Annotated in this window: 26 protein-coding genes; 13 read left to right on the forward strand and 13 right to left on the reverse strand. The window is 71.6% G+C overall.

Annotated features, from left to right (window positions below):
- The first annotated feature begins 80 nt into the window (after nt 1-80).
- The 5 genes from ACZ4VW_RS17615 (at nt 81) to hemB (ending at nt 6,136) form a co-directional block, all read left to right on the forward strand.
- Nucleotides 81-890 carry a redox-sensing transcriptional repressor Rex gene (locus tag ACZ4VW_RS17615; RefSeq protein ID WP_467963225.1) on the forward strand — a complete coding sequence of 270 codons (810 nt, stop codon included), beginning with the start codon at nt 81-83 and terminating at the stop codon, nt 888-890.
- Nucleotides 887-2,251, forward strand: a complete 1,365-nt coding sequence (locus ACZ4VW_RS17620; protein ID WP_467963227.1) for a glutamyl-tRNA reductase — start codon at nt 887-889, stop codon at nt 2,249-2,251. Before ACZ4VW_RS17615 ends, ACZ4VW_RS17620 begins: the two co-directional genes overlap by 4 nt.
- The gene (gene hemC, locus ACZ4VW_RS17625) at nt 2,248-3,234 is read left to right on the forward strand and encodes a hydroxymethylbilane synthase (RefSeq protein ID WP_467963229.1); all 987 of its coding nucleotides are present in this window, start codon (nt 2,248-2,250) and stop codon (nt 3,232-3,234) included. The genes ACZ4VW_RS17620 and hemC overlap by 4 nt, the downstream gene beginning before the upstream one ends.
- Nucleotides 3,231-4,901, forward strand: a complete 1,671-nt coding sequence (locus ACZ4VW_RS17630; protein ID WP_467963231.1) for a bifunctional uroporphyrinogen-III C-methyltransferase/uroporphyrinogen-III synthase — start codon at nt 3,231-3,233, stop codon at nt 4,899-4,901. The genes hemC and ACZ4VW_RS17630 overlap by 4 nt, the downstream gene beginning before the upstream one ends.
- A gap of 233 nt (nt 4,902-5,134) precedes the next feature.
- Entirely contained in the window at nt 5,135-6,136 is a 1,002-nt protein-coding gene (gene hemB / locus ACZ4VW_RS17635) for a porphobilinogen synthase (protein WP_467963233.1), read from the forward strand.
- Here the strand turns inward: hemB and ACZ4VW_RS17640 are convergent.
- Together ACZ4VW_RS17640 and ACZ4VW_RS17645 are read right to left on the reverse strand one after the other, a co-directional pair.
- Nucleotides 6,120-6,677, reverse strand: coding sequence for a hypothetical protein (locus ACZ4VW_RS17640; protein ID WP_467963235.1), 558 nt, complete (start codon nt 6,675-6,677; stop codon nt 6,120-6,122). The genes hemB and ACZ4VW_RS17640 overlap by 17 nt on opposite strands.
- Nucleotides 6,678-6,718: 41 nt before the next feature.
- The gene (locus tag ACZ4VW_RS17645; protein WP_467963237.1) at nt 6,719-7,651 is read right to left on the reverse strand and encodes an NAD(P)-dependent oxidoreductase; all 933 of its coding nucleotides are present in this window, start codon (nt 7,649-7,651) and stop codon (nt 6,719-6,721) included.
- 170 nt (nt 7,652-7,821) lie between these two features.
- Between ACZ4VW_RS17645 and ACZ4VW_RS17650 the strand changes: the two genes are divergently transcribed.
- Together ACZ4VW_RS17650 and ACZ4VW_RS17655 are read left to right on the forward strand one after the other, a co-directional pair.
- Nucleotides 7,822-8,094, forward strand: a complete 273-nt coding sequence (locus ACZ4VW_RS17650; protein ID WP_467963239.1) for a DUF1876 domain-containing protein — start codon at nt 7,822-7,824, stop codon at nt 8,092-8,094.
- A gap of 99 nt (nt 8,095-8,193) precedes the next feature.
- Complete coding sequence (locus tag ACZ4VW_RS17655; protein ID WP_467963241.1) at nt 8,194-9,594, forward strand: helix-turn-helix domain-containing protein; 1,401 nt, start codon at nt 8,194-8,196, stop codon at nt 9,592-9,594.
- Nucleotides 9,595-9,682: 88 nt separating this feature from the next.
- Here the strand turns inward: ACZ4VW_RS17655 and argS are convergent, their stop codons facing one another.
- On the reverse strand, nt 9,683-11,446 hold the full coding sequence (gene argS, locus ACZ4VW_RS17660; protein WP_467963243.1) for an arginine--tRNA ligase: 1,764 nt from the start codon (nt 11,444-11,446) through the stop codon (nt 9,683-9,685).
- Nucleotides 11,447-11,626: 180 nt separating this feature from the next.
- Between argS and lysS the strand changes: the two genes are divergently transcribed.
- Together lysS and ACZ4VW_RS17670 are read left to right on the forward strand one after the other, a co-directional pair.
- Nucleotides 11,627-13,351: a lysine--tRNA ligase gene (gene lysS / locus ACZ4VW_RS17665; protein WP_467963245.1), complete on the forward strand. Its 1,725-nt coding sequence runs from the start codon at nt 11,627-11,629 to the stop codon at nt 13,349-13,351.
- A gap of 145 nt (nt 13,352-13,496) precedes the next feature.
- A complete protein-coding gene (locus ACZ4VW_RS17670) occupies nt 13,497-13,703 on the forward strand; it encodes a hypothetical protein (RefSeq protein WP_467963247.1) in 207 nt (68 codons plus the stop codon).
- Between the two features lie 18 nt (nt 13,704-13,721).
- On the opposite strand, the gene ACZ4VW_RS17675 is transcribed toward ACZ4VW_RS17670, so the two are convergent.
- The 3 genes from ACZ4VW_RS17675 to ACZ4VW_RS17685 all read right to left on the reverse strand — a co-directional run bounded on the left by ACZ4VW_RS17675 (nt 13,722) and on the right by ACZ4VW_RS17685 (nt 16,894).
- Nucleotides 13,722-15,035 carry a DUF2637 domain-containing protein gene (locus tag ACZ4VW_RS17675; RefSeq protein WP_467963249.1) on the reverse strand — a complete coding sequence of 438 codons (1,314 nt, stop codon included), beginning with the start codon at nt 15,033-15,035 and terminating at the stop codon, nt 13,722-13,724.
- A gap of 140 nt (nt 15,036-15,175) precedes the next feature.
- Complete coding sequence (locus ACZ4VW_RS17680; protein ID WP_467963251.1) at nt 15,176-15,901, reverse strand: DUF3558 domain-containing protein; 726 nt, start codon at nt 15,899-15,901, stop codon at nt 15,176-15,178.
- A gap of 96 nt (nt 15,902-15,997) precedes the next feature.
- Complete coding sequence (locus ACZ4VW_RS17685) at nt 15,998-16,894, reverse strand: DUF3558 domain-containing protein (RefSeq protein WP_467963253.1); 897 nt, start codon at nt 16,892-16,894, stop codon at nt 15,998-16,000.
- 174 nt (nt 16,895-17,068) lie between these two features.
- Between ACZ4VW_RS17685 and ACZ4VW_RS17690 the strand changes: the two genes are divergently transcribed.
- Complete coding sequence (locus ACZ4VW_RS17690; RefSeq protein ID WP_467963255.1) at nt 17,069-18,262, forward strand: RtcB family protein; 1,194 nt, start codon at nt 17,069-17,071, stop codon at nt 18,260-18,262.
- Nucleotides 18,263-18,329: 67 nt separating this feature from the next.
- On the opposite strand, the gene ACZ4VW_RS17695 is transcribed toward ACZ4VW_RS17690, so the two are convergent.
- A complete protein-coding gene (locus tag ACZ4VW_RS17695; RefSeq protein ID WP_467963789.1) occupies nt 18,330-19,094 on the reverse strand; it encodes an SDR family NAD(P)-dependent oxidoreductase in 765 nt (254 codons plus the stop codon).
- A gap of 50 nt (nt 19,095-19,144) precedes the next feature.
- Nucleotides 19,145-19,480, reverse strand: coding sequence for a YnfA family protein (locus ACZ4VW_RS17700; protein ID WP_467963257.1), 336 nt, complete (start codon nt 19,478-19,480; stop codon nt 19,145-19,147).
- A 75-nt stretch (nt 19,481-19,555) separates the two neighbouring features.
- Between ACZ4VW_RS17700 and ACZ4VW_RS17705 the strand changes: the two genes are divergently transcribed.
- Nucleotides 19,556-20,026: a hypothetical protein gene (locus ACZ4VW_RS17705; protein WP_467963259.1), complete on the forward strand. Its 471-nt coding sequence runs from the start codon at nt 19,556-19,558 to the stop codon at nt 20,024-20,026.
- 8 nt (nt 20,027-20,034) lie between these two features.
- Here the strand turns inward: ACZ4VW_RS17705 and ACZ4VW_RS17710 are convergent, their stop codons facing one another.
- Entirely contained in the window at nt 20,035-21,456 is a 1,422-nt protein-coding gene (locus ACZ4VW_RS17710; protein ID WP_467963261.1) for an FAD-dependent monooxygenase, read from the reverse strand.
- A gap of 80 nt (nt 21,457-21,536) precedes the next feature.
- On the opposite strand from ACZ4VW_RS17710, the gene ACZ4VW_RS17715 reads away from it, so the two are divergent.
- Complete coding sequence (locus ACZ4VW_RS17715) at nt 21,537-22,097, forward strand: TetR/AcrR family transcriptional regulator (RefSeq protein ID WP_467963263.1); 561 nt, start codon at nt 21,537-21,539, stop codon at nt 22,095-22,097.
- A 226-nt stretch (nt 22,098-22,323) separates the two neighbouring features.
- Here the strand turns inward: ACZ4VW_RS17715 and ACZ4VW_RS17720 are convergent, their stop codons facing one another.
- A complete protein-coding gene (locus tag ACZ4VW_RS17720; RefSeq protein ID WP_467963265.1) occupies nt 22,324-23,061 on the reverse strand; it encodes a Mut7-C RNAse domain-containing protein in 738 nt (245 codons plus the stop codon).
- A 171-nt stretch (nt 23,062-23,232) separates the two neighbouring features.
- Between ACZ4VW_RS17720 and ACZ4VW_RS17725 the strand changes: the two genes are divergently transcribed.
- Entirely contained in the window at nt 23,233-23,745 is a 513-nt protein-coding gene (locus ACZ4VW_RS17725) for a GNAT family N-acetyltransferase (RefSeq protein WP_467963267.1), read from the forward strand.
- On the opposite strand, the gene ACZ4VW_RS17730 is transcribed toward ACZ4VW_RS17725, so the two are convergent.
- Genes ACZ4VW_RS17730 through ACZ4VW_RS17740 form a run of 3 tightly spaced genes read right to left on the reverse strand, consistent with a single transcriptional unit; the run spans nt 23,742 to nt 25,489 of the window.
- The gene (locus ACZ4VW_RS17730) at nt 23,742-24,266 is read right to left on the reverse strand and encodes a GNAT family N-acetyltransferase (RefSeq protein WP_467963269.1); all 525 of its coding nucleotides are present in this window, start codon (nt 24,264-24,266) and stop codon (nt 23,742-23,744) included. The genes ACZ4VW_RS17725 and ACZ4VW_RS17730 overlap by 4 nt on opposite strands.
- A gap of 14 nt (nt 24,267-24,280) precedes the next feature.
- Nucleotides 24,281-25,216 (reverse strand): DUF6597 domain-containing transcriptional factor, encoded by a 936-nt coding sequence (locus ACZ4VW_RS17735; RefSeq protein WP_467963271.1) that lies wholly within the window; start codon nt 25,214-25,216, stop codon nt 24,281-24,283.
- A gap of 27 nt (nt 25,217-25,243) precedes the next feature.
- Nucleotides 25,244-25,489: a hypothetical protein gene (locus tag ACZ4VW_RS17740; protein ID WP_467963273.1), complete on the reverse strand. Its 246-nt coding sequence runs from the start codon at nt 25,487-25,489 to the stop codon at nt 25,244-25,246.
- Nucleotides 25,490-25,493 lie beyond the last annotated feature (4 nt).

The raw sequence follows: 25,493 nt of genomic DNA on the forward strand, positions 1-25,493 counted from the left end.
ACAAAGACATAGCCTGCATTCGACGGGGCGGTCACGGGACATATGGCCGCCTGCAGCCCCGCTCATCCCGCAGGAGCACCGTGGCAACTGGCCGAACTCACCGACCGGCGACCCGCAGCCGAGGCATCCCCGAGGCCACCGTCGCCCGGCTTCCGCTGTATCTGCGTGCGCTCACCGCACTGTCGGAGCGCTCCGTACCCACGGTCTCCTCCGAGGAGCTCGCAGCCGCGGCGGGGGTCAACTCCGCGAAGCTGCGCAAGGACTTCAGCTACCTCGGCTCGTACGGCACGAGGGGCGTCGGCTACGACGTCGAGTACCTCGTCTACCAGATCTCCCGCGAGCTCGGCCTGACCCAGGACTGGCCGGTCGTCATCGTCGGTATCGGTAACCTCGGCGCCGCGCTCGCCGGTTACGGCGGGTTCGCCTCCCGTGGCTTCCGTGTCGCCGCGCTGATCGACGCCGACCCCGCGATGACCGGCAAGCCGGTCGCCGGGATCCCCGTCCAGCACAGCGACGACCTCGAGAAGATCATCGAGGAGGACGGCGTCTCCATCGGGGTCATCGCGACCCCGGCCGGCGTGGCCCAGCAGGTCTGCGACCGGCTCGTGGCCGCCGGAGTCACCTCCATCCTGAACTTCGCCCCGACCGTGCTCTCCGTGCCCGACGGCGTGGACGTGCGCAAGGTGGACCTCTCCATCGAGCTGCAGATCCTCGCCTTCCACGAGCAGCGCAAGGCCGGTGAGGAGGCGGAGGCCGAGACCGCGGCCGCGGCGGCGGCCGCCGCCGTTCCCGCGCCGCCCACGGCCCTCGGCACGACGGGCGAGCCTCAGCGCAAGGGCACTGGCCGCAAGGGACCCGACGGGGACGTCCCCGCCGTGATGCCGGCATGAGTCTCCTCGTCGTCGGCCTCAGCCACCGCAGCGCTCCGGTCAGCATCCTCGAGCGGGCCTCCCTGGCCGCGGACACTCAGGTCAAGCTGCTCCAGGACACCCTCGCCGCCGAACCGGCCGCCGAGGCCGCGGTCCTGGCCACCTGCAACCGCATCGAGCTCTACGCCGACGTGGACAAGTTCCACGCCGGTGTCGCCGAGCTGTCCACACTGCTCGCGCAGCACAGCGGCGTCGGCCTCGACGAGCTGACCCCTTATCTGTACGTGCACTACGAGGACCGGGCGGTCCACCACCTCTTCTCGGTGGCGTGCGGGCTCGACTCCATGGTCGTCGGCGAGGGCCAGATCCTCGGCCAGATCAAGGACGCCCTCGCCCTCGGCCAGGAGCTGCACACCGCGGGCCGCCTCCTCAACGACCTGTTCCAGCAGGCGCTGCGGGTCGGCAAGCGCGCCCACAGCGAGACCGGGATCGACCGGGCCGGGCAGTCGCTCGTCACCTTCGGCCTCGAGCAGCTCGCCGGCAGCACGGACGGCGCCGACGTCGACGCCTGGGCCGCCGGCAAGCGCGCCCTGGTCATCGGCGCCGGTTCGATGTCCTCGCTGGCCGCGGCCACACTCGCGCGCGTCGGCGTCTCGGAGATCGTGATCGCCAACCGTACGAGCGCCCGTGCCGAACGCCTCGTGCAGATCCTGACCGAGCCCGGTGGCACGGGGGTGGCCGCGCGCGCGGTCGAGATGGTTGCCGTCGGCGACGAACTGACACGTGCCGACGTGGTCGTCTCCTGCACCGGAGCCACCGGACTCGTCCTGACCGGCGAGGCCGTCGAGGACGCGATGAAGGGCCGCACGGCCCCGCTCGCCCTGCTCGACCTGGCCATGCCCCGCGACATCGACGCCGCCGCCCACCGCATGGCGGGCGTCCGGCTCGTCGACATCGAGTCGCTGGCGGACGCCTCCGCCGACGCCCCGATGGCCGCCGACGTCGACCAGGTGCGCGCGATCGTCTCCGACGAGGTGGCCGCCTTCGGCGCCGCCCAGCGGGCCGCGCACATCACCCCGACCGTGGTCGCCCTGCGCACCATGGCCGCCGATGTCGTCGCGGGCGAGGTGGCCCGGCTCGAGGGCCGGCTGCCCGACCTCGACGACAAACAGCGCGCCGAGATCACCCAGACCGTGCGCCGGGTGGTCGACAAGCTCCTGCACGCGCCGACCGTGCGGGTCAAGCAGCTGGCCAGCGAGCCCGGCGGTGCCGGGTACGCCGACGCGCTGCGGACACTCTTCGACCTCGACCCGGAGACGGTCGCCTCCGTCTCCCGGGCCGACCTGAATGACGCCGACGTCAAGAACCGAGGGCGAGTATGACCGAGAGGGCACTGAGGCTCGGGACCAGGCGCAGCAAACTCGCCATGGCCCAGTCCGGGCATGTGGCCGACGCCGTCCGGCGGCTGACCGGCCGGCCCGTCGAGCTCGTGGAGATCACGACGTACGGGGACGTCTCGCGCGAGCACCTCGCGCAGATCGGCGGTACGGGGGTGTTCGTCGCCGCACTGCGCGACGCGCTCCTGGCCGGCGAGGTGGACTTCGCGGTCCATTCCCTGAAGGACCTGCCGACCACGCAGCATCCGGACCTGGCGCTGGCCGCCGTCCCGGAGCGCGAGGACCCGCGCGACGTGCTGGTCGCCCGCCAGGGGCTGAGCCTCGACCGGCTGCCGCAGGGCGCCCGGATCGGCACCGGTTCGCCGCGCCGGATGGCCCAGCTCAACGCGTACGCGCGCAGCCACGGGCTGACCATCGAGACCGTGCCGATCCGCGGGAACATCGACACCCGCGTCGGATACGTACGTGGTGGGGAACTGGACGCGGTGGTTCTCGCCGCGGCCGGTCTCAACCGCATCGGCGGGACGGAGGAGCTCACCGGCTCCCTGTCGCTCGACCACCTGTCGGTCGACACCGTCCTGCCCGCCCCCGGCCAGGGGGCACTGGCGATCGAGTGCGTGGCGTCCGACGCCGCCCTCGTCGCCGCGCTCGCCGAGCTCGACGACCCGCACACCCGGGCCGCCGTGACCGCCGAGCGATCCCTGCTCGCCGCTCTGGAGGCCGGCTGCTCCGCACCCGTGGGTGCGCTGGCCGACCTGCTGGCCGAGGATTCCGGCCGCGGGCAGATTGTCACCGAAATGCGCCTGCGCGGCGTCGTCGGCACCACCGACGGCTCGACGCTGGTGCAGCTGTCCACCACCGGTCCCGTACCCGCGTCGCACGACGAGGCGATGGCGCTCGGACGCGAACTCGCGGACGAGATGCTCGCCAAGGGTGCGGCCGGTCTTATGGGGGAGCGAGCACTTTGAGCCCCACCAGCCCGACCACCAGCCCCGCGTACCCGGCCTTCCACGGTCACGGGAGCGTCACCTTCCTCGGCGCCGGACCAGGCGATCCAGGACTGCTGACCCTCCGGGCCGTCGAAGCCCTTGCCGGCGCGGACGTCCTGATCGCCGAGCCGGAGGTGCTCGAAGTCGTCCGGTGCCATGCGCGCGCGGGCGTGAGCACGCCTGAGCTGACGATTGTTGACGAGGCGTCAACAACCGCCGGTGTCCCCGTGTTGAGGGATGCGACCAATCTTGTCATGGAGGCCGCACGGGGCGGCAAGCGGGTCGTCCGTGCGGTGACCGGCGACCCCGGCCTCGACGGAAACGCAGGTCAGGAGATGCTGGCCTGCGCCGCCGAGGGCATTCCCTTCGAGGTCGTGCCCGGTGTCGCCACGGCCGTCGGCGTACCCGCGTACGCCGGTGTCCCGCTGCGGGACGCGCAGGGCACCGATGTGCGCTTCGTGGACGCCCGTACCGCCGACGACCGCTGCTGGACCGAGGTCGGCGCCTCGGACGGCACCGTGGTCGTGTCCACCACGCTGGACTCGGTGGCGGCGGCGGCCGGAGAGCTGGTGGCGGCAGGCCGTAAGCCGGACACCCCGCTCACCGTGACCATCGGCGGCACGACGACCCGGCAGCGGACCTGGACCGCGACGCTGGGCACGATCGCTCAGGTCTTCAAGCAGGGGAAGGTGCTCCCCTCGCCCGAGGGCCACCGCCCGGTCATAGCCGTGGTCGGCGAGCGCAGCGCCCCGGCGCAGCGGGACCAGCTGGCGTGGTTCGAGTCGAAGCCCCTGTTCGGCTGGCGGGTGCTCGTGCCGCGCACGAAGGAGCAGGCCGCGTCGCTCTCCGACCAGCTGCGTTCGTACGGCGCCGTGCCGCACGAGGTGCCGACGATCGCCGTCGAGCCGCCGCGGACGCCGCAGCAGATGGAGCGTGCGGTCAAGGGTCTGGTGACCGGCCGCTATGAGTGGATCGCCTTCACGTCGGTCAACGCGGTGAAGGCGGTGCGGGAGAAGTTCGAGGAGTACGGGCTCGATGCCCGGGCGTTCGCCGGGATCAAGGTCGCGGCGGTCGGCGAGCAGACGGCCGCGGCGCTGGTCGACTTCGGTGTGAAGCCGGACCTGGTGCCCAGCGGTGAGCAGTCGGCCGCGGGGCTCCTGGAGGACTGGCCGCCGTACGACCCGGTCTTCGACCCGATCGACCGGGTGTTCCTGCCGCGGGCGGACATCGCGACGGAGACGCTCGTCGCCGGGCTGATCGAGCTCGGCTGGGAGGTCGACGACGTCACCGCCTACCGGACGGTGCGGGCGTCGCCGCCGCCGGCGGACACGCGTGAGGCGATCAAGGGCGGCGGCTTCGACGCCGTGCTCTTCACCTCGTCCTCGACGGTGCGGAACCTGGTGGGGATCGCCGGGAAGCCGCACAACGTGACGGTCATCGCCTGCATCGGCCCGGCCACCGCGAAGACGGCGGAGGAGCACGGGCTGCGGGTGGACGTGCTCTCGCCGGAGCCGTCGGTGCACAAGCTCGCGGAGGCGCTGGCGGACTTCGGTCTGCGGCGGCGGGCGGCGGCGCTGGAGGCGGGCGATCCGGTGACGCGGCCGAGCGAGCGGCGGCCGGGGGCGCGGAGGCGTCGGACGACGTAGTCGCGCGTGGCGCACGGAAGGGGGCGGGGCCTTGTGAAGGGTCCCGCCCCCGCTGTGTGCGGAGGGGCGCTGGGGCGCCGTCCGTCGTGACCACCCGCTCCTCCTCCTGGGGCTTCGCCCTGGGGACCCCCAGGGCGGAACGGTTCCCGCAACTCAGCGGGGCATGGATGGCCATGACGGGGGCAACACGGTGTCGGTAAGAGCACCGGCACCGCGGGCGTAGCCTCGGGCGTATGAACTCGTACGGAACCTTTCCCGGGGCGCGGCCGCGGCGGCTGCGGACGACTCCCGCCATGCGGCGGATGGTGGCCGAGACGCGGCTGAGCCCGGCCGATCTGATCCTTCCCGCGTTCGTGCGGGAGGGGATCGCCGAGCCCCGGCCGATCGCCGCGATGCCCGGCGTGGTGCAGCACTCGCGGGACACCCTGCGCAAGGCCGCCGTGGAGGCCCTGGAGGCCGGCGTCTCCGGGATCATGCTGTTCGGCGTCCCCGAGGACGAGAAGAAGGACGCGGCCGGTACGGCGGGCACGGACCCGGACGGGATCCTTCAGGTCGCGATCAGGGACGTGAAGGCCGAGGTCGGGGACGATCTGGTGATCATGTCCGATCTCTGCCTCGACGAGTACACCGACCACGGGCACTGCGGCGTCCTGGACGCGGACGGGCGCGTCGACAACGACGCCACGCTGGAACGTTACGCCGAGATGGCGCAGGTCCAGGCGGACGCCGGCGTCCACGTCGTCGGGCCCTCCGGGATGATGGACGGCCAGGTCGGGGTGGTCCGGGACGCGCTGGACACCATCGGCAAGGAGGACGTGTCGATCCTGGCGTACACGGCGAAGTACTCCTCCGCCTTCTACGGCCCGTTCCGCGAGGCCGTCGCCTCGTCGCTCCAGGGCGACCGCAAGACGTACCAGCAGGACCCGGCCAATGTGCGGGAGTCGCTGCGGGAGTTGGCGCTGGACCTGGAGGAGGGCGCCGACATGGTGATGGTGAAGCCGGCGGGGCCCTACCTGGACGTGCTGGCGAAGGTCGCGGAGGCCGTGGACGTGCCGGTGGCCGCGTACCAGATCAGCGGTGAGTACGCGATGGTCGAGGCGGCGGCCGAGAAGGGCTGGATCGACCGCGACAAGGCGATCATGGAGACCCTGACGGGCATCCGGCGCGCGGGCGCGCAGATGATCCTGACGTACTGGGCGACCGAGGTCGCCCAGAAGCTCAGCCGCCGAATCTGACGGCTTCTCGTACGACTCCTCGATAGGGACGGAACCGCAGGCCGGTTCCGTCCCCTTCGTCGTCGTGGGCGGTGAGGACGTGGACGCGCCTGCCGTCCTCGCCGCGGTGGACGTACCGGGCGACGCCGTCGTCGAAGGAGCCGACGCTGAGGCTGCGGACCGGGGCGACCCGGAGCCGCACCACGCGGGGGCCGGTGTAGCGGCCGGGCGGGCCCTCCGTGACCAGGGCATGGAGCGACTCGGCTATGGCCCGCTGGTTGGCGGGGTCGGCGGCGAACTCGAGGTGGGCCGCCGGGTCCGTCCACTGGGCGTAGTTGAGGATCGTGCGGCCGTCGGAGCCCGCCAGGCAGTGGCGGGAGAGGAACGCCTCGGGCAGCCGGGCCCGCGCCCAGGTGTCCACGACGGCATCCATCACGACGCGTCGGCGCTCGGCGCTCTCCGTGTACCACTCGGAGATCAGCACGAGGCCGGCGTCCGGGCGGCCCAGGTCCGGAAGGGCGCCGGACTCCACGAGCTTCGTCCCCACTAATCCGTTAGTCATGACTAACAGTTTCGGACGGGCTCCCCGCTCGCGCAAGCGAATTAGCGCGACAGCATCTCCGCCAGCCGGGACAGACCGTCCGCCGCGTGTCCTTCGGCGATCGAGCGGTCCAGCAGAGCCTGGAACGGCTCGAACAGCTCCGGGCTGACACCCTGTGCCGCGTACGTGGCCAGGAAGTTGGGAAACGCCGACTGGTTCACCGCCAGGCTGGAGACATCGGTCAGATGCTGTCCCGAGTCGACGGCGCGGGCGATCTCCGGGACGATTCCGAGCATCGCCGTGATCCAGGGGATCAGCAGCTCGCTGTACTCCTCGGCGTTCACCTTCTCCGTACGGGCCAGGGCGAGGGCCTGGATCACGCCGATGAGCATCCCGTACATGCCGGTCAGCAGGCCGAGGTCGTACAGGGCCGCCAGGCCCGGGTCGGTGCCGGTCCAGCGGGTGCCGCCGAGGGCCGCGAGGGTCGGGCGATGGGTCTCGAACGCCTCCTCGTCGCCGCTGTAGAACACGTACGCGCCCGGACCCGCGATCATCTGAGGGACGGCCATGATGCCGCCGTCGAGATACCGGGCACCGCGCTTCTCCGCCCGCGCGGAGAGCGTCCGCGCCTGCTCCGGTGTGCCGTTCGTGAGGTTGACGAGCGTCCTGCCCGTGAGGTCCTCGGGGAGCGTGGCCAGCAGCTCGTCGACGTTGTCGTTGGTCAGCAGGCACAGGACGATCAGCGGGCTCGCCGCCACCGCGTCCGCGGGATCGGCAGCGGGGAGGGCGCCCTGCGCGACCAGCGGGCCCGTCCTGGCCGGGGACCGGTTCCACACGGTGACGGGGTGACCGGCGTTCAGGAAGGCCGTGGCGAGGGCGGTGCCCATCATGCCCAGGCCGAGGACGGACACCGGGGCCGAGGCGGCCGCGGACGTGGTCGTGGAAGTGGTCGCCGAGGGGGTCGCGGAGACGGTGGCGGAGGGGCTTTCGGGCATGGCTGTGCTCCAGGTCCTGGAATCGGGGGTTCGAGCCGCTGTCCGGCTCGCTCTCGATCCTTCTCCGGGGCGGTTCGTCCCACAAGTACCGACTAAATGGTCAGCTACGCACCGGTTGGTAAGCATGGGCCGCGCGGCGCACCCTGGAAGTACCTCAGGAGGTGGTCCTCATGTCGCACACCCTCGTCGGATGGCACATCGAGATGGAGTTCCAGGAGGACGGTGACCGGACGCGGGCGGCGGCCATGGTGCGGCTCGGCGACGGCACCGAGTTCCGTGCCAAGGGCAACGCCCACAGACACCCGTCCGACCCCGAGCAGCTGAAGGTCGGCGAGGAGATCGCGGGCGCACGCGCGCTGATGGACCTCGCCTCCCAGATGCTCCAGAAGGCACACACGGAGATCGACCAGGCCTCGGGCAGGACGTCCCACCCGCTGCGCTGACCCCCTCGGCGCCGCCCCGTCCAGGGGCGGGCTGATCACCCCGCCCCCGCCGGGAGACAATGGGGCCCGGCGAGGGCGAGGCAAGGGGGCGCGGGGCGCGTGGCGACAGGTGCGGAGGGATTCGCGGAGCAGGTCCGCGGACTGAAGGAGCGATCCGGGCTCAGTTACGGAGCGCTGGCGAAGAAGCTCCACGTCAGCACGTCGACGCTGCACCGGTACTGCAACGGCGACGCCGTTCCCACGGAGTTCGCACCCGTGGAGCGGCTGGGGCGGCTGTGCGGAGCCTCCCGCGAGGAGATGATCCGGCTCCACCGCGGCTGGATCCTGGCGGACGAGGCCCGCGCGAAGGGAAAGGCCGCGGCGGCGACCCGGACCCCCGACGAGCCGGAGCGCGCCCCACAGGGCGGGCCCGAGGCCGACGGCACCGAGGGCGGGCAGGAGACGCCCGAGGCCGGCGCGGCGCCCGCCACCGGCGCTACGTCTCCCCAGGAGCCCGCTGCCGGGCCGGAGTCCGCACCCCAGGCGCCGCGCGCCGACGACGAGGACGCCGTCGTCACCGTTCGGCCGCTCGACCGACCGCCGGCCACCACGCCTTCCCGCTCACGCAAGCGCCTCGCCATGGGGCTCGCCGCCGCCGCCGTCGTCGCGCTCGCCGTGCCCGTCGCCTACGCCGTCCGCGACGCGGCGGACGACACGGACGGCCACGACGGCGCGACGGTCGCCGGCCCCAGCACCGGGACGGACGCCTCCCGCACCCTCGCCCCCTCGGCATCCGGCTCCCGGACCCCCTCCCCCTCCCTCCCCGCCTCCGCCTCCACGACACCGGGCGCGCCGCCGTCCTCCGCCGGCAAGGCGCCCTCCGCCGAGGCGCCGCGCGAGGAGACCGGAACCCCGGTGAGCGTGGGCATCAGTTCGTACGCGTGGGAAGGGCCCTGCGGTCAGTACGTCGCGCTCGACCAGGAGCCCGGCGAGGTGCCGCCCCCGCCCGCCCCGCAGGACACCCGCGGCTGGGCCCGCGCCCTCGGCGGGGTCGACGGCGGACACATGAAGATCGAACTGACCGCGACCGGCAGGACCGACGAGTCGGTGGTCCTCAACGCCCTCCACGTCCGCGTGGTGGAGCGTGGCGCGCCCCTGAACCGGGCGGCGTACTTCATGGGCGACGGCTGTGGCGGCGGCATCACCCCGCAGACCTTCGACATCGACCTCGACGCCGCCCGCCCGCTCGTGAAGCCGGTCGCCGGCCGCGACGGCGACGGGGTCGTGCCCGCCAAGGACTTCCCGTACAAGGTCTCCACCACCGACCCCCAGGTCCTCAACCTCGACGTGCACACCGAGGCGTACGTCGCCGCCTGGTACCTGGAGCTCGACTGGAGCAGCGGCGAACGGCGCGGGACGGTGCGCGTGGACGACGGCGGCAAGCCGTTCCGTACGAGCGCGATCGAGGGGAAGAAGCAGTACGCCTACCTGCCCGCCCAGGGCCAGTGGGTGCCCCAGTAGCACGACGACGACGCCAGGGGTACGGCGAGGGCCCCGGCACCGTACGGAAACGGTGCCGGGGCCCTCGTACGCCCTGTGCGGGCCGTGGTCAGAGACGCTCGGGGGTCCGGATGCCCAGCAGGGCCATGCCCTGGTGGAGCGTGCGGGCCGTGAGGTCGCAGATGAAGAGGCGGTTCTCCGCGACCTCCTGCGGCGGCTCCGGCTTGATGACCGGGCACTGGTCGTAGAACGTCGTGTACAGCGAGGCCAGCTGGTACAGATACGCGGCCAGCTTGTGCGGGGCGTACTCGGCGGCGGCCTCGGCCACCGTCTCGCCGAACTGGTCCAGGTGGAGGCCGAGTGCGCGCTCCGCCGGGGCCAGCTCCAGCTCGGGGTGGGCGACGGGCGTGCGGTCGCCCGCCTTGCCGAAGATCGACTTGATACGCGCGTACGCGTACTGGAGGTACACCGAGGTGTCGCCGTTCAGCGACACCATCTGGTCCAGGTCGAACTTGTAGTCCCGAGCGGCCGAGGTCGACAGGTCGGCGTACTTCACCGCGCCGATGCCCACCTGGGCGCCCCGCTCGGCGATCTCCTCCTCGGTCAGGTCGCGCGCCTTCTCACGGACCACGGACGCGGCCCGGTCGATCGCCTCGTCCAGCAGGTCCACCAGCCGGACCGTCTCGCCCTCACGGGTCTTGAACGGCTTGCCGTCCTTGCCGAGCACCGTGCCGAAGGCCAGCTGGACGGCCTTCACCTCGTCGTTCAGCCAGCCCGCCCGGCGAGCGGTCTCGAAGACCATCTTGAAGTGCAGGGACTGCCGGGCGTCCACCACGTACAGCAGGGACGTCGCCTTCAGGTTCTGCACGCGGTCACGGATCGCCGACAGGTCGGTGGCCGCGTACCCGAAGCCACCGTCGGACTTCTGGACGATCAGCGGCGTCGGGTTGCCGTCCGGGCCCTTGATGTCGTCGAAGAACACGCACAGCGCGCCGTTGGAGCGGACCGCGACACCCGAGTCCTCCAGGATGCGGCAGGTCTCCACCAGCATGTCGTTGTACCCGGACTCACCGACCACGTCCGGGTCGTCGATGTCCATGTCGAGCTTGTCGAAGACGGAGTAGAAGTAGATCTTCGACTCGTCGACGAACCGCTGCCACAGGGCGCGCGTCCGCTCGTCACCGGCCTGGAGGTCCACGACCCGGGCACGGGCACGAATCTTGAACTCCTCGTCCGAGTCGAACAGCGCGCGCGATGCCTTGTAGAGCCGGTTGAGGTTCGACATGGCCTCCTCGCCGGAGACCTCCTCGTCCGACTTGTGGTCCAGCTCGTGCGGGTGCTCCATCAGGTACTGGATGAGCATGCCGAACTGGGTGCCCCAGTCGCCGATGTGGTGGCGGCGGATCACCTTCTCGCCGGTGAACTCCAGGATCTCGACCATCGCGGCGCCGATCACGGCGGAGCGGAGGTGGCCGACGTGCATCTCCTTGGCCACGTTCGGCTGCGCGTAGTCGATCACGGTCGTGCCGGCGCTCGGCGCGTACGGCACGCCGAGGCGGTCGTCGGCGGCGCGCGCGGCGAGGGTCCTGACGATCGCTTCGTCGGTGACCGTGATGTTCAGGAAGCCGGGGCCCGAGACCTCGATCTCCTTCAGCACGTCGTTCGCCGGGATGCCGTCGACGACCTTCGTCGCCAGCTCGCGCGGGTTGCCCTTGAGCTGCTTGGCGAGCGCCAGGATGCCGTTGGCCTGGAAGTCGGCCCGGTCGCTTCGTCGCAGCAGCGGGTCGGCGGAACCGGCCTCCGGCAGGGCTGCCGAGAGACCTTCCGCGAGGTGCTGCTGCACGGTCGAAGCGAGGGAAGGGACCGAGGCCATGAGCTTCTGTTCCTGTCGTCGTGATCGGGGTGTCTATATCGCTTGTCAAGTGTCCCATGGGTGGGCAACGTGTTTTCTCCACCTGTGGACAACCTCGGAGTCCGTCGTTCCGTCTGGGAGAATGGCTGACGTAAGGCTGCAAGGCGTTCGAGGGAATCAAGGAAGAAGGACGTACCGACCGTGGCTCAGAGCAGCACCGAGACCGACTGGGTCTCCCGTTTCGCGGACGAGGTCATCGCCGAGTCGGAGCGACGTGCGCCTGGCAAACCGGTCGTCGTCGCCTCCGGACTCTCCCCCTCCGGCCCGATCCACCTGGGCAACCTGCGGGAGGTCATGACCCCCCACCTGGTCGCCGACGAGATCCGGCGGCGCGGGTACGAGGTCCGGCACCTCATCTCCTGGGACGACTACGACCGCTACCGCAAGGTGCCGAACGGCGTCGCGGGCATCGACGCGTCCTGGGCCGAGCACATCGGCAAGCCCCTGACGTCCGTCCCCGCCCCGGCCGGATCGCCGCACGCGAACTGGGCCGAGCACTTCAAGGCCGCCATGGTCGAGTCGCTGGCCGAACTGGGCGTCGAGTACGACCCGATCAGCCAGACCGAGCAGTACACGGCCGGCACCTACCGCGAGCAGATCCTGCACGCGATGAAGCACCGTGGCGACATCGACGCGATCCTCGACCAGTACCGGACGAAGAAGGCGCCGAAGAAGCAGTCGCAGAAGCCCCTCGACGAGGCCGAGCTGGAGGCCGAGGAGGGCTCGGGCGCGGCGAGCGAGGACGACGGCTCGGGCGGCGCCGGGGGCTACTTCCCGTACAAGCCGTACTGCGGGCAGTGCGAGAAGGACCTGACGACCGTCACCTCGTACGACGACGAGACCACCGAGCTGGCGTACACCTGCACGGCCTGCGGCTTCGCCGAGACCGTCAAGCTGAGCGAGTTCAACCGCGGCAAGCTGGTCTGGAAGGTCGACTGGCCGATGCGCTGGGCGTACGAGGGCGTGATCTTCGAGCCTTCCGGCGTCGACCACTCGTCCCCCGGCTCCTCGTTCGTCGTCGGCGGCCAGATCGTGCGCGAGATCTTCGGCGGCGTCCAGCCGATCGGTCCCATGTACGCCTTCGTCGGCATCAGCGGCATGGCCAAGATGTCCTCCTCGAAGGGCGGCGTGCCCACCCCGGCGGACGCCCTGCAGATCATGGAGGCGCCGCTGCTGCGCTGGCTGTACGCCCGCCGCAGGCCGAACCAGTCCTTCAAGATCGCCTTCGACCAGGAGATCCAGCGTCTCTACGACGAGTGGGACAAGCTGGAGGCCAAGGTCGCCGACGGCTCCGTGCTCCCCGCCGACGCGGCGGCGTACGCCCGCGCCGCGCGCACGGCCGCCGGCGAGCTGCCGCGCACCCCGCGCCCGCTGCCGTACCGGACGCTGGCCTCGGTCATGGACATCACGGCCGGCCACGACGAGCAGACCCTGCGGATCCTGACCGAGCTGGACCCGGAGAACCCGGTCACCAGCCTCGACGAGGTCCGCCCGCGACTGGACCGCGCCGAGAACTGGATCACCACCCAGGTCCCCGCCGACCAGCGCACCATCGTCCGCGACGAGCCGGACGCCGAACTCCTCGGCTCCCTCGACGACCAGGGCCGTGAATCCCTGCGCCTCCTCCTGGAGGGCCTGGACACCCACTGGTCCCTGGACGGGCTGACGACGCTCGTCTACGGCGTCCCGAAGGTCATGGCCGGCCTCGACCCCGAAGCCAAGCCGACCCCGGAGCTGAAGGTCGCCCAGCGTGCCTTCTTCGCCCTGCTCTACAAGCTCCTCGTGAGCCGCGAGACCGGCCCGCGTCTGCCGACGCTGCTGCTGGCGGTCGGAGCCGACCGGGTGCGCAAGCTCCTCGGCGCCTAGCCGTCGCCGTCGGCCGCAGAGCCGTACGGATGGCCGGAAGCCCGCCGTCCCCCTACGGGGCGGCGGGCTTCTGCATCCTTCGGACGATACGGAACTCCGACGTGCGCACGAGGAAACAGCGGCCCGCGCGGGAGACCGTGGAGACATGAAGAACGAGGTCATCACAGTCATCGGATGGATCGCCCTCGTCCAGGGCGGACTCGGCGCAGGCGGCCGGACCTTCGGGGACAAGCCCTGGGGACTGCTTCAGAAATGGTGGGACGTCCCCACCGCCGGATACGTCGTCCTGACCGTCGCCGGAGTCCTGCTCGCCCTGTGGGGCGAGACCGCGAAGAAGCGGGCCCGGGCCTGAGCGACGCGACAGCGGCGGTCAGGCGATGTGGTTCTCCGCCAGCTCCCGCTCCATCCGCTGGCGCAGCGAGGGCATCCACTGACGGAGCAGCGAGGCGCTGCGCGGGTGCTGGACGCCGTACCGGTCGCTCAGCAGTATGTCGAGCTGCTCTACGCTCGGCGGGATCTGGTTCTCACCGGTGTACGTCAGCAGCGCCTTGTACGCCGACTCCAGGAAGTCCTCCACCGGCGGCTCCGGCTCCTCCACGTACTCCGGGTACTCCTCGAACCGCTCCGGACCCTGCTCCTGGCGCGGTCCGGGGATCGAAAGCTCCTCGGGGCCGTACGGCACCGCCACCGGAGTGGGCTCCAGACCCTCGACGATCTGCGGAGCGTACGCACCCTCGTACGCCTCCGGCGGCAGCACCTGGGCCTGGAACCACGGGCTGTCGTGATTCGGCTCCGGCTGCGGCCCGTACTCCGGGCCCTGCGCCTCACCGGGCTGCGGCACCTGCTGCTGGCCCGCCCCCTGCTGCGGGGCCTGCCTGCCCTGCTGCGCGAGAGGGCTCTGGGGAAGCTGCGGGGCGCCCTGCCCGGCCGTCACCGGCAGGCCCTGCTGAGCCGTCAGTTGCTGGGCCGCCACCGGCTGCGCCGGGATCAGCGCCGGCTCCACGCCCGCCGCGGCCAGTCCCGCCGCCGCCGTCTCCGCCAGCGGCACGCCGTACTTCGCCAGCCGCAGCGGCATCAGCGCCTCCACCGGCGCCTTCCGCCGCCACGCCCGCCCGAAGCGTGCCTGCAACCGCGCCTGATAGATCAACCGGTCCTGCTCCAGCTTGATGACCTGCTCGTACGAGCGCAGCTCCCACAGCTTCATCCGCCGCCACAACCGGAACGTCGGGATCGGCGACAGCAGCCAACGGGTCAGCCGCACACCCTCCATGTGCTTGTCGGCCGTGATGTCGGCGATCCGGCCCACCGCATGGCGCGCCGCCTCCACCGCGACCACGAACAGCACCGGGATCACGGCATGCATACCCACGCCCAGCGGATCCGGCCAGGCGGCCGCACCGTTGAACGCGATCGTCGCCGCGGTCAGCACCCACGCCGTCTGCCGAAGCAGCGGGAAGGGGATCCGTATCCAGGTGAGCAGCAGATCCAGTGCGAGCAGCACACAGATGCCGGCATCGATACCGATCGGGAAGAAATAGGAGAAGTCGCCGAAGCCCTTCTCGACGGCGAGCTCGCGCACAGCGGCGTACGAACCCGCGAAACCGATACCGGCGATGACCACCGCACCGGCGACCACCACACCGATCAGAATCTTGTGCGTGCGTGTCAGCTGCACCGCGGCCACCCGCGATCCCCTCCCGTCAGTCCACATCTCGCGGGCACAGCGTGGCACACGCGCGAGAAGCCCGGCCCCCGGGGGAGGGACGGACTCCTCGAAAACATGCGCAAATACGGGTGTTCGCGACCTGCGGTCACGTCCAGCCGCTACTTCGCCGTGGCCGCGACCGCCGCGACGGCCTCCTTGGCGGCCTTCACCGCGCCGTCCATGATCACCTTGTCGGCAGGGGCGGCCGCGCCCCAGTAACCGGCGCCGTTGTACGTCAGCAGCACCAGCACATTGCCGGTCCGCGCCACGACCGAGGCGTACTTGAAGTCCTCGCCCGTCTTCCTCAGCTCGTACGCCACGGCCTTCGACTGCTCGCCCACGCCCGGCGCGTCCGTCGTGCGCAGCTTCTTCGCGCCCTCCGTCGCCTGGAGCTTGGCCAGTTCCTTGTCGAAGTTCTGCGCCGCGCGCTCCTGACCGCTGCCGAGCGTGGCATCCGACTCGTAGCGGTAGAACGAGACGTCGAGCCAGCGGTACTGCGAGCCCTTCACGCCCTTGTCGTCGAGGCCGTTCCACGAGCAGCCGCCGCGGCTCGTCGTGTCGCTGGACGGGGCGGCCGTACCGTTCTTCGCCTTCGCCTTGGGCACCAGGCTCGCGGTCGTCTTCGCGGAGATCGACTTGCAGATGTCGGGCAGCTTCGCGTACTTCGCGGGCTCGACGGTCTTCGTCGACTGCTGGGCACTGGGCGTGGCGGACGCCGAACCCTGGCCCTTGGCCGGGGTGCCCGAACCGCCGTCGGAGTCCGACGAGCAGCCGGCGACGACGAGCATCACCGGGACGGCTGCGCAGGCGAGTATGCGGGTGAGTCGCGGGGCTGATCGGTGCATGGTTCCTTCAGTCGCTTGTCGTACGGTCCGGCCGGCGGCCACGGTACGCCGACACGTTACGTGCTGGCGGCGCGCTCACGGAGCGGCACCGAACGGCTACTCCTCCAGGCGCTCGGCGAGCTGCCGGGCCAGACTCCGGGCCTTTTCCTGCAGTTCCTGGCTGTCCGGCGGCTCCGCGGAACCACTGGTCTGCTCCACGTACTCGACCGTCACGATCACGTTGGATGTGCGGAACACCACGCTCACGGTGCGGTGCCGGCCGTCCGGACCGCCGGAACTGAGCACATCGTCCAGGAACGCGATCTGCCCCAGGCCGCCGAGGACGCGCGGTTCCAGACCGGTGGTGGCCGGGGCCGTGGGGGTCGGGGGTGTGGCGGCGGAGCCGGTGGGCGCGGCGGAGCCGGTGGGGCTGGAGGGTGCGGCCGGGCTCGCGGGGGGTGTGGTGCCGGTGGTCGTGGTGCCGCCCCTGGTGCCGGTGTTTCCGGTGTTTTCGGTGGGAGTCTGGGGCGTCTGTGTGGCGGGGGGCGACTGAGGAGTCTGCGGAGGCGCGGGGAGGTCCGCCGCGACCTGCTTGCCCGAGAACACCTCCTGCGCACGGTCGTCGTCGCTGACCGCGGGGTCGTACGACACCACCCGCTCGATGTCGAGGCGCAGCCGGTGCGAGGCGTCGGGGGTGTCGGCCTTCCAGGTGCAGCCGACCCGCCGGTCCGTGTCGTACGTGACGGCGGCGGTCCCGCGGTACGCCTGGTCGCGCTCCTCGTCGGGGAGCTGGGCGGCGCCGGGGAGCAGGTCCTTGAGCGTGGCCTGCGGGACGGAACCGCAGGGCTCGAAGAGGGTGCGGTAGCGGCCCGGAGGGGCCGGGTCGGAGGCGGGGCCGGCCTTGGAGTCGACGGCGTCCACCCCGGCTCCGGCACCCGAGGAGCATCCGGTGAGACCCAAGGCGAGCGCCGCCGCGAGCGCTGTCAGACCGGGTACGTACGCCTGTCGCTGCACGCTCCCAGGCTCCCTTCTCCCGAGGACTACCCCGAAAACTGTTTGCCGCCGGAGTCCGGTCGGTGGAAACAATGTGTATCGCACGCGCTGCCGTTGATGCCGGTCCGTCGTCACCTGTACGGGCCTTGGAACCGGTTTTTGCGTTATCGGGCTTTTTGGGGGAATCGAGGAAGTATGTCGTACGTAGAGGTACCGGGCGCGAAGGTGCCGATCCGGATGTGGGCCGATCCTTCCACGGTGGAGGGCGGCGCCATGCAGCAGCTCCAGAACGTGGCCACACTCCCGTGGATCAAGGGCCTGGCCGTGATGCCGGACGTGCACTACGGCAAGGGTGCGACGGTCGGCTCGGTGATCGCGATGCACGGGGCGGTCTGTCCGGCGGCGGTCGGCGTGGACATCGGCTGTGGGATGTCGGCGGTGAAGACCTCGCTGACGGCGAACGACCTGCCGGGGGATCTGTCGCGGCTGCGGTCGAAGATCGAGCAGGCGATTCCGGTGGGCCGCGGGATGCACCGGGACGAGGTGGACCCCTCTCGGCTCTTCCAGTTCCCGACGGCAGGGTGGGCCGACTTCTGGTCGCGCTTCGACGGGGTGGCCGATTCGGTCAAGTTCCGTCACGAGCGTGCCCATAAGCAGATGGGAACGCTCGGAAGCGGCAACCACTTCATCGAGTTCTGCCTCGACGAGGCAGGCGCGGTCTGGCTGATGCTGCACTCCGGGTCGCGGAACATCGGCAAGGAACTCGCCGAGTACCACATCGGCGAGGCGCAGAAGCTTCCGCACAACCAGGGGCTCGTCGACCGGGACCTGGCCGTGTTCGTCGCGGACACCCCGCAGATGGCGGCGTACCGCAACGATCTCTTCTGGGCGCAGGAGTACGCGAAGTACAACCGAGCGATCATGATGGCGCTCTTCCAGGAGGTCGTCCGGCGGGAGTTCCGCAAGGCGAAGGTGACCTTCGATCCGGTCATCTCCTGCCACCACAACTACGTGGCGGAGGAGCGGTACGAGGGGATGGACCTGCTCGTCACGCGGAAGGGCGCGATCCGGGCCGGCTCCGGGGAGTTCGGGATCATCCCGGGCTCGATGGGCACCGGTTCGTACATCGTGAAGGGGCTCGGCAACGAGGCGTCCTTCAACTCGGCCTCGCACGGCGCGGGCCGGAAGATGAGCCGGAGCGCGGCGAAGCGGCGCTTCTCGACCCGCGACCTGGAGGAGCAGACGCGGGGCGTGGAGTGCCGTAAGGACTCCGGTGTCGTGGACGAGATCCCGGGTGCCTACAAGCCGATCGAGAAGGTCATCGATCAGCAGCGGGACCTGGTGGAGGTCGTCGCGAAGCTGAAGCAGGTCATCTGCGTGAAGGGCTGACAGCCGAACGAGGAGAGGGGCCGACGCCATGGGCGTCGGCCCCTCTTCGTGCCACGGGGGCGGCCGGTCACAGCTCGCGGTGGACCTTGGTGTTGGAGGCCTGGGCGCGGGGGCGGACGACCAGGAGGTCGATGTTGACGTGCGAGGGGCGGGTGCAGGCCCAGGTGATGGTGTCGGCGACGTCGTCGGCGGTGAGGGGTTCGGCCACGCCCGCGTAGACCTTGGCGGCCTTCTCGGTGTCGCCGCGGAAGCGGGTGGTGGCGAACTCGTCCGTCTTCACCATGCCGGGGGCGATCTCGATCACGCGGACCGGAGTGCCGACGATCTCCAGGCGGAGCGTTTCGGCGAGGACGCGGGCGCCGTTCTTGGCGGCGACGTAACCGGCGCCGCCCTCGTAGGTGGAGTGGCCGGCGGTGGAGGAGAGGACGACGACCGTGCCGTCGCCACCGGCGATGAGGGCGGGGAGCAGGGCCTGGGTGACGTTGAGGGTGCCGATGACGTTGACCTCGTACATCTGGCGCCAGTCGTCGGGGTCGCCGGTGGCGACGGGGTCCGCGCCGAGGGCGCCGCCCGCGTTGTTGACGAGGACGGCGATCGCGCGGAAGGCGGTCGCGAAGGTGCGGACGGCCTCGCGGTCGGTGACGTCGAGGGCGTAGGCGGTGGCCTGGTGGCCGGCTTCGACGATCTCGGCGGCCAGTGCCTCGATGCGGTCCTTGCGGCGGGCGGTGAGGACCACGCGGTACCCGGCGGCGGCGAGCTGCCTGGCGGTGGCGGCACCGATACCGCTGCTCGCTCCGGTGACGACGGCGATGGGGGTACCGGCGGCGGTCATGACGTGCTCCTCGAGCGTGTGGTCGATGGTGCGGTCAGGATATGCGGCGGTCATCGGGCGCGTGGTGCGTACATGATCACGGCCATGCCGGCGAGGCAGATGAGAGCGCCGATGACGTCCCATCGGTCGGGGCGGTATCCGTCGGCGACCATGCCCCAGGCGAGGGAGCCGGCGACGAACACTCCGCCGTAGGCGGCGAGGATCCGGCCGAAGTCGGCGTCGGGCTGGAGGGTGGCGACGAAGCCGTAGACGCCGAGGGCGAGGACTCCGGCGCCGATCCAGATCCAGCCGCGGTGTTCGCGGACGCCCTGCCAGACGAGCCAGGCTCCGCCGATCTCGAAGAGGGCGGCGAGGGCGAAGAGGGCGGCGGAGCGGGCGATCAGCATGCGGTCAGGGTGCCATGGGACACGCGGGCTGACAGGTAGTCATAAAATAAGGCGATCTGTCGGTATCTTCTGTGCATGAGTGCGATGCGCAAGGCCCTGCTCGGGACGGCGTTGGCGGCCGCGGTGGTGCTCGGCGCCGGCGAGAGTGCCCGGGCCGCGGGGGTCGAGGCCGATCTGGCCCACCATGGTCATGTCTCCCTCTGGGACGGGCGGCTCGGTGTCTGGCTGGTGAGTGAGAACCATGGTCCGGCGGACGTGTCCCAGGTGAGCGTGCGGCTCGCCTTCTCCGAGCCGATGGCGGGTGGCCAGGAGTTGCCGCCGTCGTGTCTGTGGGGGAGCGACCGGGTGGTGGTCTGCCGGACGAGTGAGCTGCGGGCGGCGGGGGCGGTCGACGAGCTGGCTCTCGATCTGCGGACGGCGGGCTCTCCGGAGGAGATGACGGTCGACATCTCCACGGTGTGGACCGGCGGGACCACCGACGGGAATCCGAAGAACGACCGGCACCGTGTGCTGGTCCTGGCCACCGGTGATCCGTACGTCTTCTGAGCTCACGGTCAGGCGGTGTAGCCGTCGGGGCGGACGAGGAGCGTGGAGCGGCGGGTGGGGTCGGTCCAGGTGGCCCGTGTGACGCGGGCCGGTGTGGTGGGGGAGGCCGGCAGGTCCGGGGTCGTGCCCTCGGGGGCGATGAGGACGAACTCACCCGCGCACAGCAGCTCGTAGAGCCGGCCCTCGCGGAGCTTCAGGTCCGGGACGCGCCGGGTGCTCCGGCCGTAGTCGATGCCGATCCCGCTGATCATGCCCATTGCCTTGGCGGAGGCGGGGCGCACGGTGTTCAGGAAGCGTGAGGCGAGGGCGCGGACCGTGCGCAGGAGGGGGCCGTGGGCCATGGCGAGCCGGACGATGGTGCCGCTGCTGCGGAGTACGGCGGCGCCGACGGGGTGGCGCTCGGACTGGTAGCTGTCGAGGAGCGCTTCGGGATCGGGGGCTTCGCCGCGCAGGACGGCGGTGAGCTTCCAGGAGAGGTTGGCGGCGTCCTGCAGGCCGGTGTTCATGCCCTGGCCGCCGGCGGGGGAGTGGACATGGGCGGCGTCGCCGGCGAGGAAGACGCGGCCGACGCGGTAGGCCGGGGCCTGGCGTTCGTCGCTGTGGAAGCGGGAGATCCAGCGGGCGTCGTGCATGCCGTAGTCGGTGCCGAGGGCGCGGCGGGCGATCTCGCGGACCTCGTCGAGGTCGACGGGCTCGCTGTCGGGGACCTGGCGGGTGCGGTTCCAGCCCATGACGCGGTACCAGCCGTCTCCGAAGGGGGCGATGAAGGCGAACGCGCCCTCGGCGCCGTTGACCGTCAGGAGCCCTTCGGGCTTCTCGGCGAGGCGGACGTCGGCGAGGACGATGGAGCGGATCACGGAGGCGCCGGGGAAGGGCAGGCCGAGGGCGGTCCGGACGGCGCTGCGCACGCCGTCGGTGCCCACGAGGTAGCGGGCGCGAAGGGTGGTGGGGGTGCCGTCGGGGCCGGTGAGCTCGGCGGTGACCTGGTCGGCGTCCTGGCTCAGTCCGCGCAGTTCCGTCCCGTACCGGAAGTCCACTCCGGCGGACTGCGCGCGTCGCTCGAGGAGTCGCTCGACCTCGTACTGGGGAGTGATGAGGAGGTAGGCGAAGCGGGAGGGGAGCCGGGTCAGGTCGAGGCTGAGGTGGCGGAAGAGCCGCAGCTCGGTGATGGGGGTGCCGGTGGCGATCAGCTCGTCGGCGAGGCCGCGGGCGTCCAGCTGCTCCAGCGTGCGGGCGTGGACTCCGAAGGCCCGGGTCATGTTGCTGATGCCGTGCGGACGGCGCTCGACCACGGTGACGCGCAGGCCGGCGGCGGCGAGGTCGCCGGCGAGCAGCATTCCGGTGGGGCCGGAGCCGACGACGAGGACGTCGGAGTCGAGACGGTTCATGGCTGCCTCCTGAGGGGAGTGGTGCCCACGACCGTTGGCCAACGTCTGTTGGTCAACGCTTGTTGGCAAATGTAGAGCTGTCCGCGTTGGCGTGTCAACACCGTTGGCCTACAGTTGTTGGCATGCAGACCGCCCGCCGCTCCGACACCACCCGCGCCGCGATCCTCGACGCCGCCCGTGAACGCTTCGCCGCCGACGGCTACGAGCGGGCCACGATCCGGGCCATCGCCCGCGACGCCGGGATCGACCCGTCGATGGTGATGCGCTACTACGGCAGCAAGGAGAAGCTGTTCGCCGCGGCGTCCGACTTCGAGCTGGAGCTTCCCGACCTGGGCGGCCTGCCGTCCCGGCACATCGGAGCGGTCCTCGTCACGCACTTCCTCGACCGCTGGGAGCGCGACGACGTCCTGACCGGGCTGCTGCGGGTCGGCGTCACCAACGAAGCGGGTGCCGAGCGCATGCGGGAGGTCTTCGCGGAGCAGCTCGGCCCGATCACCCGCGGTGTCTGCCCCGACCCCGCCGAGGCGCCGCGCCGTGCGGCGCTCGCCGCCTCGCAGATCCTCGGCATGGCGCTCGCCCGCTACGTGCTGCGATTCGGACCGGCGGCCGAGATGTCCCGCGAGGAGGTCGTCGCCTGGCTGGGGCCGACGATCCAGCGGTATCTGACGGCGCCCGAGCCGTAGAGCGCCGGGACGGGCGGTGCGTCTCGGGGACGTGGTGCCGGAGCGGACGGCGGCACTCGGCGCGTTCCGGCGGGCCCGACCGGGCCATGGGGCACGACGGCCCGACGGGCCATGGGGTACGACGGCCGGCGTGACCAGCGGCGCCGAGGGCGCCCTGCTCACGGGCCGAGCGGCTCTGCGAGGGCAAACTCACCGGGGGCGTCGCGCCGCCCGCCCCGCCGCCGGATCAGCGCGCGGCCGCCCCGCCGAACTCGCGCAGCGCGTCGGTGACGATCGCCTCCAGGCGGGCGTGGTGAGCTCCCCGCCAGTACACCCGCTCGCACCGCGTGCACCGGGCGAAGACGTCGTACGTCTTCTCCGTGCCGTGCTCCAGCCGCTCGCGCACCGAGTCCTTGTCGGCGTCGGTGAGTCGCCCGTTGCAGGCGGTGCAGCGGGTCCAGGGCGCCAGGACCGGCGCGAACCGCTCGAGGACGTCACGGAGCTGGTCCTCGGGCCGGTCGCTGTACACATAGGCGCCGGCCCACAGCTCCCGGCGGCGCAGCAGGCCGCGGTCCCGGGAGAGCATCACGCGCCGCTCCTTCGCGGAGCGCGCGGCCAGCGCCGGATCGCCGATGTCCTCGCTCTCGTAGGCCGCGTCGACCCCCAGCAGCCGCAACCGGCGTGCCAGCGTGCCCAGATGCACGTCGAGCAGGAACCGGAGCGGGGCGCCGGGAACCGACTGGGGGCGCTCGACACCCTCGACCTCGATCGACTCTCCCGCCGCGGGGACGTGGGACACCTCCACCGGACGTCCGTCCACCAGCAGCCGCCCCACCTCCGTCAGCGGAACGCCCAGCGACTCCACGACATGGCCGAGCGAGGAGGCTCCGTCCGTCGCGACGGCGCTGCGCCCCGGGCGGCGCTCGGCCGGGACGAAGAGCCGCAGGCCGGGAGCGAAACTGATCTGGATCTCCGGTCCGTTCACGGGGACAGGATGTCACCGCCGCCCACCGCGCGGCCAGGGAATTCGTCCCCCCGGGACCTGAGGCGCGGGGGCTCAGGCGCTCAGGGGCCGGAAGCGTCCGCGTCGTCGACGGCCCACTCGGCGCAGACAGGCACCCGGCGGCTCGCCCCGGCCCTCCGATACGGTCCCGCCATGAAGATCATCGATCTCGAGCCCGGTGACCCGCGACTGGAAGCCGACCTGCTTCCCGTCCTGCGCGAGCTGCGTCCCCACCTCACGCCGGAGCTCTTCCACGACATCCACCGCAACGGCCGGCCGCAGGGCCTGCGCTTCAGCGCCGCCTACGCGGAGGACGGCAGCTGCGCGGGCGTGGCCGGCTGGCGGATCATCGACAACACCAGCGCCATCCGCAAGCTCTACGTCGACGACCTGGTCACCGCCGCCGGCGCCCGCTCCACCGGCGTCGGGCAGGCGCTCCTGGCCTACCTGGAGCGGCACGCGCGTGACACCGGCTGCCACGAGCTCAGCCTGGACTCCGGCACCCACCGCACCGGAGCCCACCGCTTCTATCTGCGCGAGCGCCTCGACATCGTGGCCTTCCACTTCGCCAAGCCGCTGCCCGCGGACGCGTCGGACGCATCGGACGCATCGGCCGCATCGGACAGATCGGTCGGTCAGGTCGGATCGGTCGGATCCGACGGCTAGGAAGTCTCCAGGTCCAGGCGCCAGTCGTTGCAGAGCAGCGGATGGCCCGGCGGGTACTCGAACGCGCGCTCACCGAGCAGGTCGAAGCCGGCCTTCCGGCACACCGCGTTCGACGCCCCGTTGTCCGTCGACGGGAAGGCGTGCAGGAAGCGGTACGTGCCCTCGGCCCGCGCCAGCTCCGCCACCGCGCGCGTGGCCGCGGTCGCGACACCCCGCCCTTGGAACCCCGGCAGCACCGTCCAGCCCGTCTCGTACACCGGCTCCCCGTCCCAGGTCTGCTTCCAGTAGCCGATGCTGCCGACCGCGACCTCCTCGGGGAGCAGCACGATCCGGAACATGAGCCCCGCGCTCGTACGGTCGGCGCTCAGCCCCACGTACCGCTGGTGGCGCTTGGCGAGCGCCTCCTCGGTCTCGGGGCCGCCGAGGTGCGCCATGAGCTCCGGCGCGTTCATGGCCCGCAGCAGACCGAAGTCCCCCTCGGACCAGGGCTCCAGGCGTATCGGTGAGGCATGGGTGTCCATCCGCGCACTGTAGGTCAGGGGGCCGACAGGCGGCGGGCGTACGCGGTCGGCGGCACCCCGACCGTCGCCGTGAAGTCCCGTACGAGATGGGCCTGATCGCTGTAGCCGAGTTCCGCCGCGAGCCCGGCCCAGTCCCAGGCGCCTCCGGCGACGGTGGCCTCGGCCGGCCCGGTGGTCCGGGCCGATCCGGTGGCCTGGACGGATCCGGTGCTCCCGGTGGCCGTGGTGGTCCCGGTGGCCTCGGCGCGTTCCAGGGCCTCGTGGATGCGGTGGCGCAGGATGACCCACTTCGGGCCGACTCCGACGCAGTGCGAGAAGAGCCGCTGCAGCGACCGGCTCGAGAGCCCCCGCGCGCGGGCCAGTTCCGACACGCGGCGGATCGTTCGGTCCGTACGGACGAGGTCCACCAGTGCCATGGCCTGGTCGGCCTGCGGGTCGGGTTCGGGTCCGTGAGCCAGGAGGAAGGTGTCGAGGGCCGCCACGCGCGCGTGGTCGGTCTCCGGGGTCAGTACGGCGGCCACGGAGGCGTTCCCCGCGCCCGCGAAGACCTCGTCGAGCGGCACGCGCCGGCCCGTCCACGCCGACACCGGCCGTCCGGGGGCGAAGGGCCGGAAGCCGCCCGGCCGGAACTTCACCCCGCAGACCCGGCCGACTCCCGTGAGCTTCTTCGTGAACAGGTCCGGTGCGATCCCGGCGACCTCCCCGCAGGCCGTCCCCGAGGAACCCTCCCCCTGACGTTCGAAGACGACGTTCACGGACGGATGCGGCACGACGTGGGAGGCGTACGGCTCGGACAGCTCCCAGTCGATGAACCAGTAGTTGTCCACGTAGGGACGCAGCTGCCGGGCCGGCTCGTGGCGGCGGAACCGGACACGGGTGAAGAGCTCGGCGGCGTCGACGATGCCGCGGGTGTCACGGCGCGGACCGGAGCGCGGACCTGAAGCAGTCATGCCGCGCACCCTAGGGGGCGGCTCCGCTCACCGCAGGCGGCCCGCGGAACCCACGGAGAGGTGCGAGACGACCTGGTCGAAGGCGTGCTCCTCGGCCGGGGTGAGCTGCACGGTCTCCTGGGGATGCCAGACGCGGTCGAGCGGCACGGCCGCCCGTGCGCGGCGGGCCCGGGCGCGCAGGCCCAGCGCCACACAGGCCGCGGCGGAGGCGGCGGCCAGGCCGACGAGGGTGATCACACGGGGGTCCTGGAACGGACCGGGCAACGACGACATGGCT

Source organism: Streptomyces sp. NPDC029139 (genome assembly GCF_055564335.1).

What these genes read in the sequence shown, in the direction of transcription:
- hemB (WP_467963233.1), top strand. Translation starts at nt 5,135, where the DNA reads ATGAACTCGTACGGAACCTTTCCCGGGGCGCGGCCGCGGCGGCTGCGG.
- ACZ4VW_RS17650 (WP_467963239.1), top strand. Translation starts at nt 7,822, where the DNA reads ATGTCGCACACCCTCGTCGGATGGCACATCGAGATGGAGTTCCAGGAG.
- ACZ4VW_RS17735 (WP_467963271.1), bottom strand. Translation starts at nt 25,216, where the DNA reads ATGACTGCTTCAGGTCCGCGCTCCGGTCCGCGCCGTGACACCCGCGGC.
- ACZ4VW_RS17645 (WP_467963237.1), bottom strand. Translation starts at nt 7,651, where the DNA reads ATGCCCGAAAGCCCCTCCGCCACCGTCTCCGCGACCCCCTCGGCGACC.
- ACZ4VW_RS17730 (WP_467963269.1), bottom strand. Translation starts at nt 24,266, where the DNA reads ATGGACACCCATGCCTCACCGATACGCCTGGAGCCCTGGTCCGAGGGG.
- ACZ4VW_RS17695 (WP_467963789.1), bottom strand. Translation starts at nt 19,094, where the DNA reads ATGACCGCCGCCGGTACCCCCATCGCCGTCGTCACCGGAGCGAGCAGC.
- ACZ4VW_RS17620 (WP_467963227.1), top strand. Translation starts at nt 887, where the DNA reads ATGAGTCTCCTCGTCGTCGGCCTCAGCCACCGCAGCGCTCCGGTCAGC.
- ACZ4VW_RS17690 (WP_467963255.1), top strand. Translation starts at nt 17,069, where the DNA reads ATGTCGTACGTAGAGGTACCGGGCGCGAAGGTGCCGATCCGGATGTGG.
- ACZ4VW_RS17700 (WP_467963257.1), bottom strand. Translation starts at nt 19,480, where the DNA reads ATGCTGATCGCCCGCTCCGCCGCCCTCTTCGCCCTCGCCGCCCTCTTC.
- ACZ4VW_RS17725 (WP_467963267.1), top strand. Translation starts at nt 23,233, where the DNA reads ATGAAGATCATCGATCTCGAGCCCGGTGACCCGCGACTGGAAGCCGAC.
- ACZ4VW_RS17680 (WP_467963251.1), bottom strand. Translation starts at nt 15,901, where the DNA reads ATGCACCGATCAGCCCCGCGACTCACCCGCATACTCGCCTGCGCAGCC.
- hemC (WP_467963229.1), top strand. Translation starts at nt 2,248, where the DNA reads ATGACCGAGAGGGCACTGAGGCTCGGGACCAGGCGCAGCAAACTCGCC.
- argS (WP_467963243.1), bottom strand. Translation starts at nt 11,446, where the DNA reads ATGGCCTCGGTCCCTTCCCTCGCTTCGACCGTGCAGCAGCACCTCGCG.
- ACZ4VW_RS17670 (WP_467963247.1), top strand. Translation starts at nt 13,497, where the DNA reads ATGAAGAACGAGGTCATCACAGTCATCGGATGGATCGCCCTCGTCCAG.
- ACZ4VW_RS17705 (WP_467963259.1), top strand. Translation starts at nt 19,556, where the DNA reads ATGAGTGCGATGCGCAAGGCCCTGCTCGGGACGGCGTTGGCGGCCGCG.
- ACZ4VW_RS17640 (WP_467963235.1), bottom strand. Translation starts at nt 6,677, where the DNA reads ATGACTAACGGATTAGTGGGGACGAAGCTCGTGGAGTCCGGCGCCCTT.
- ACZ4VW_RS17715 (WP_467963263.1), top strand. Translation starts at nt 21,537, where the DNA reads ATGCAGACCGCCCGCCGCTCCGACACCACCCGCGCCGCGATCCTCGAC.
- ACZ4VW_RS17740 (WP_467963273.1), bottom strand. Translation starts at nt 25,489, where the DNA reads ATGTCGTCGTTGCCCGGTCCGTTCCAGGACCCCCGTGTGATCACCCTC.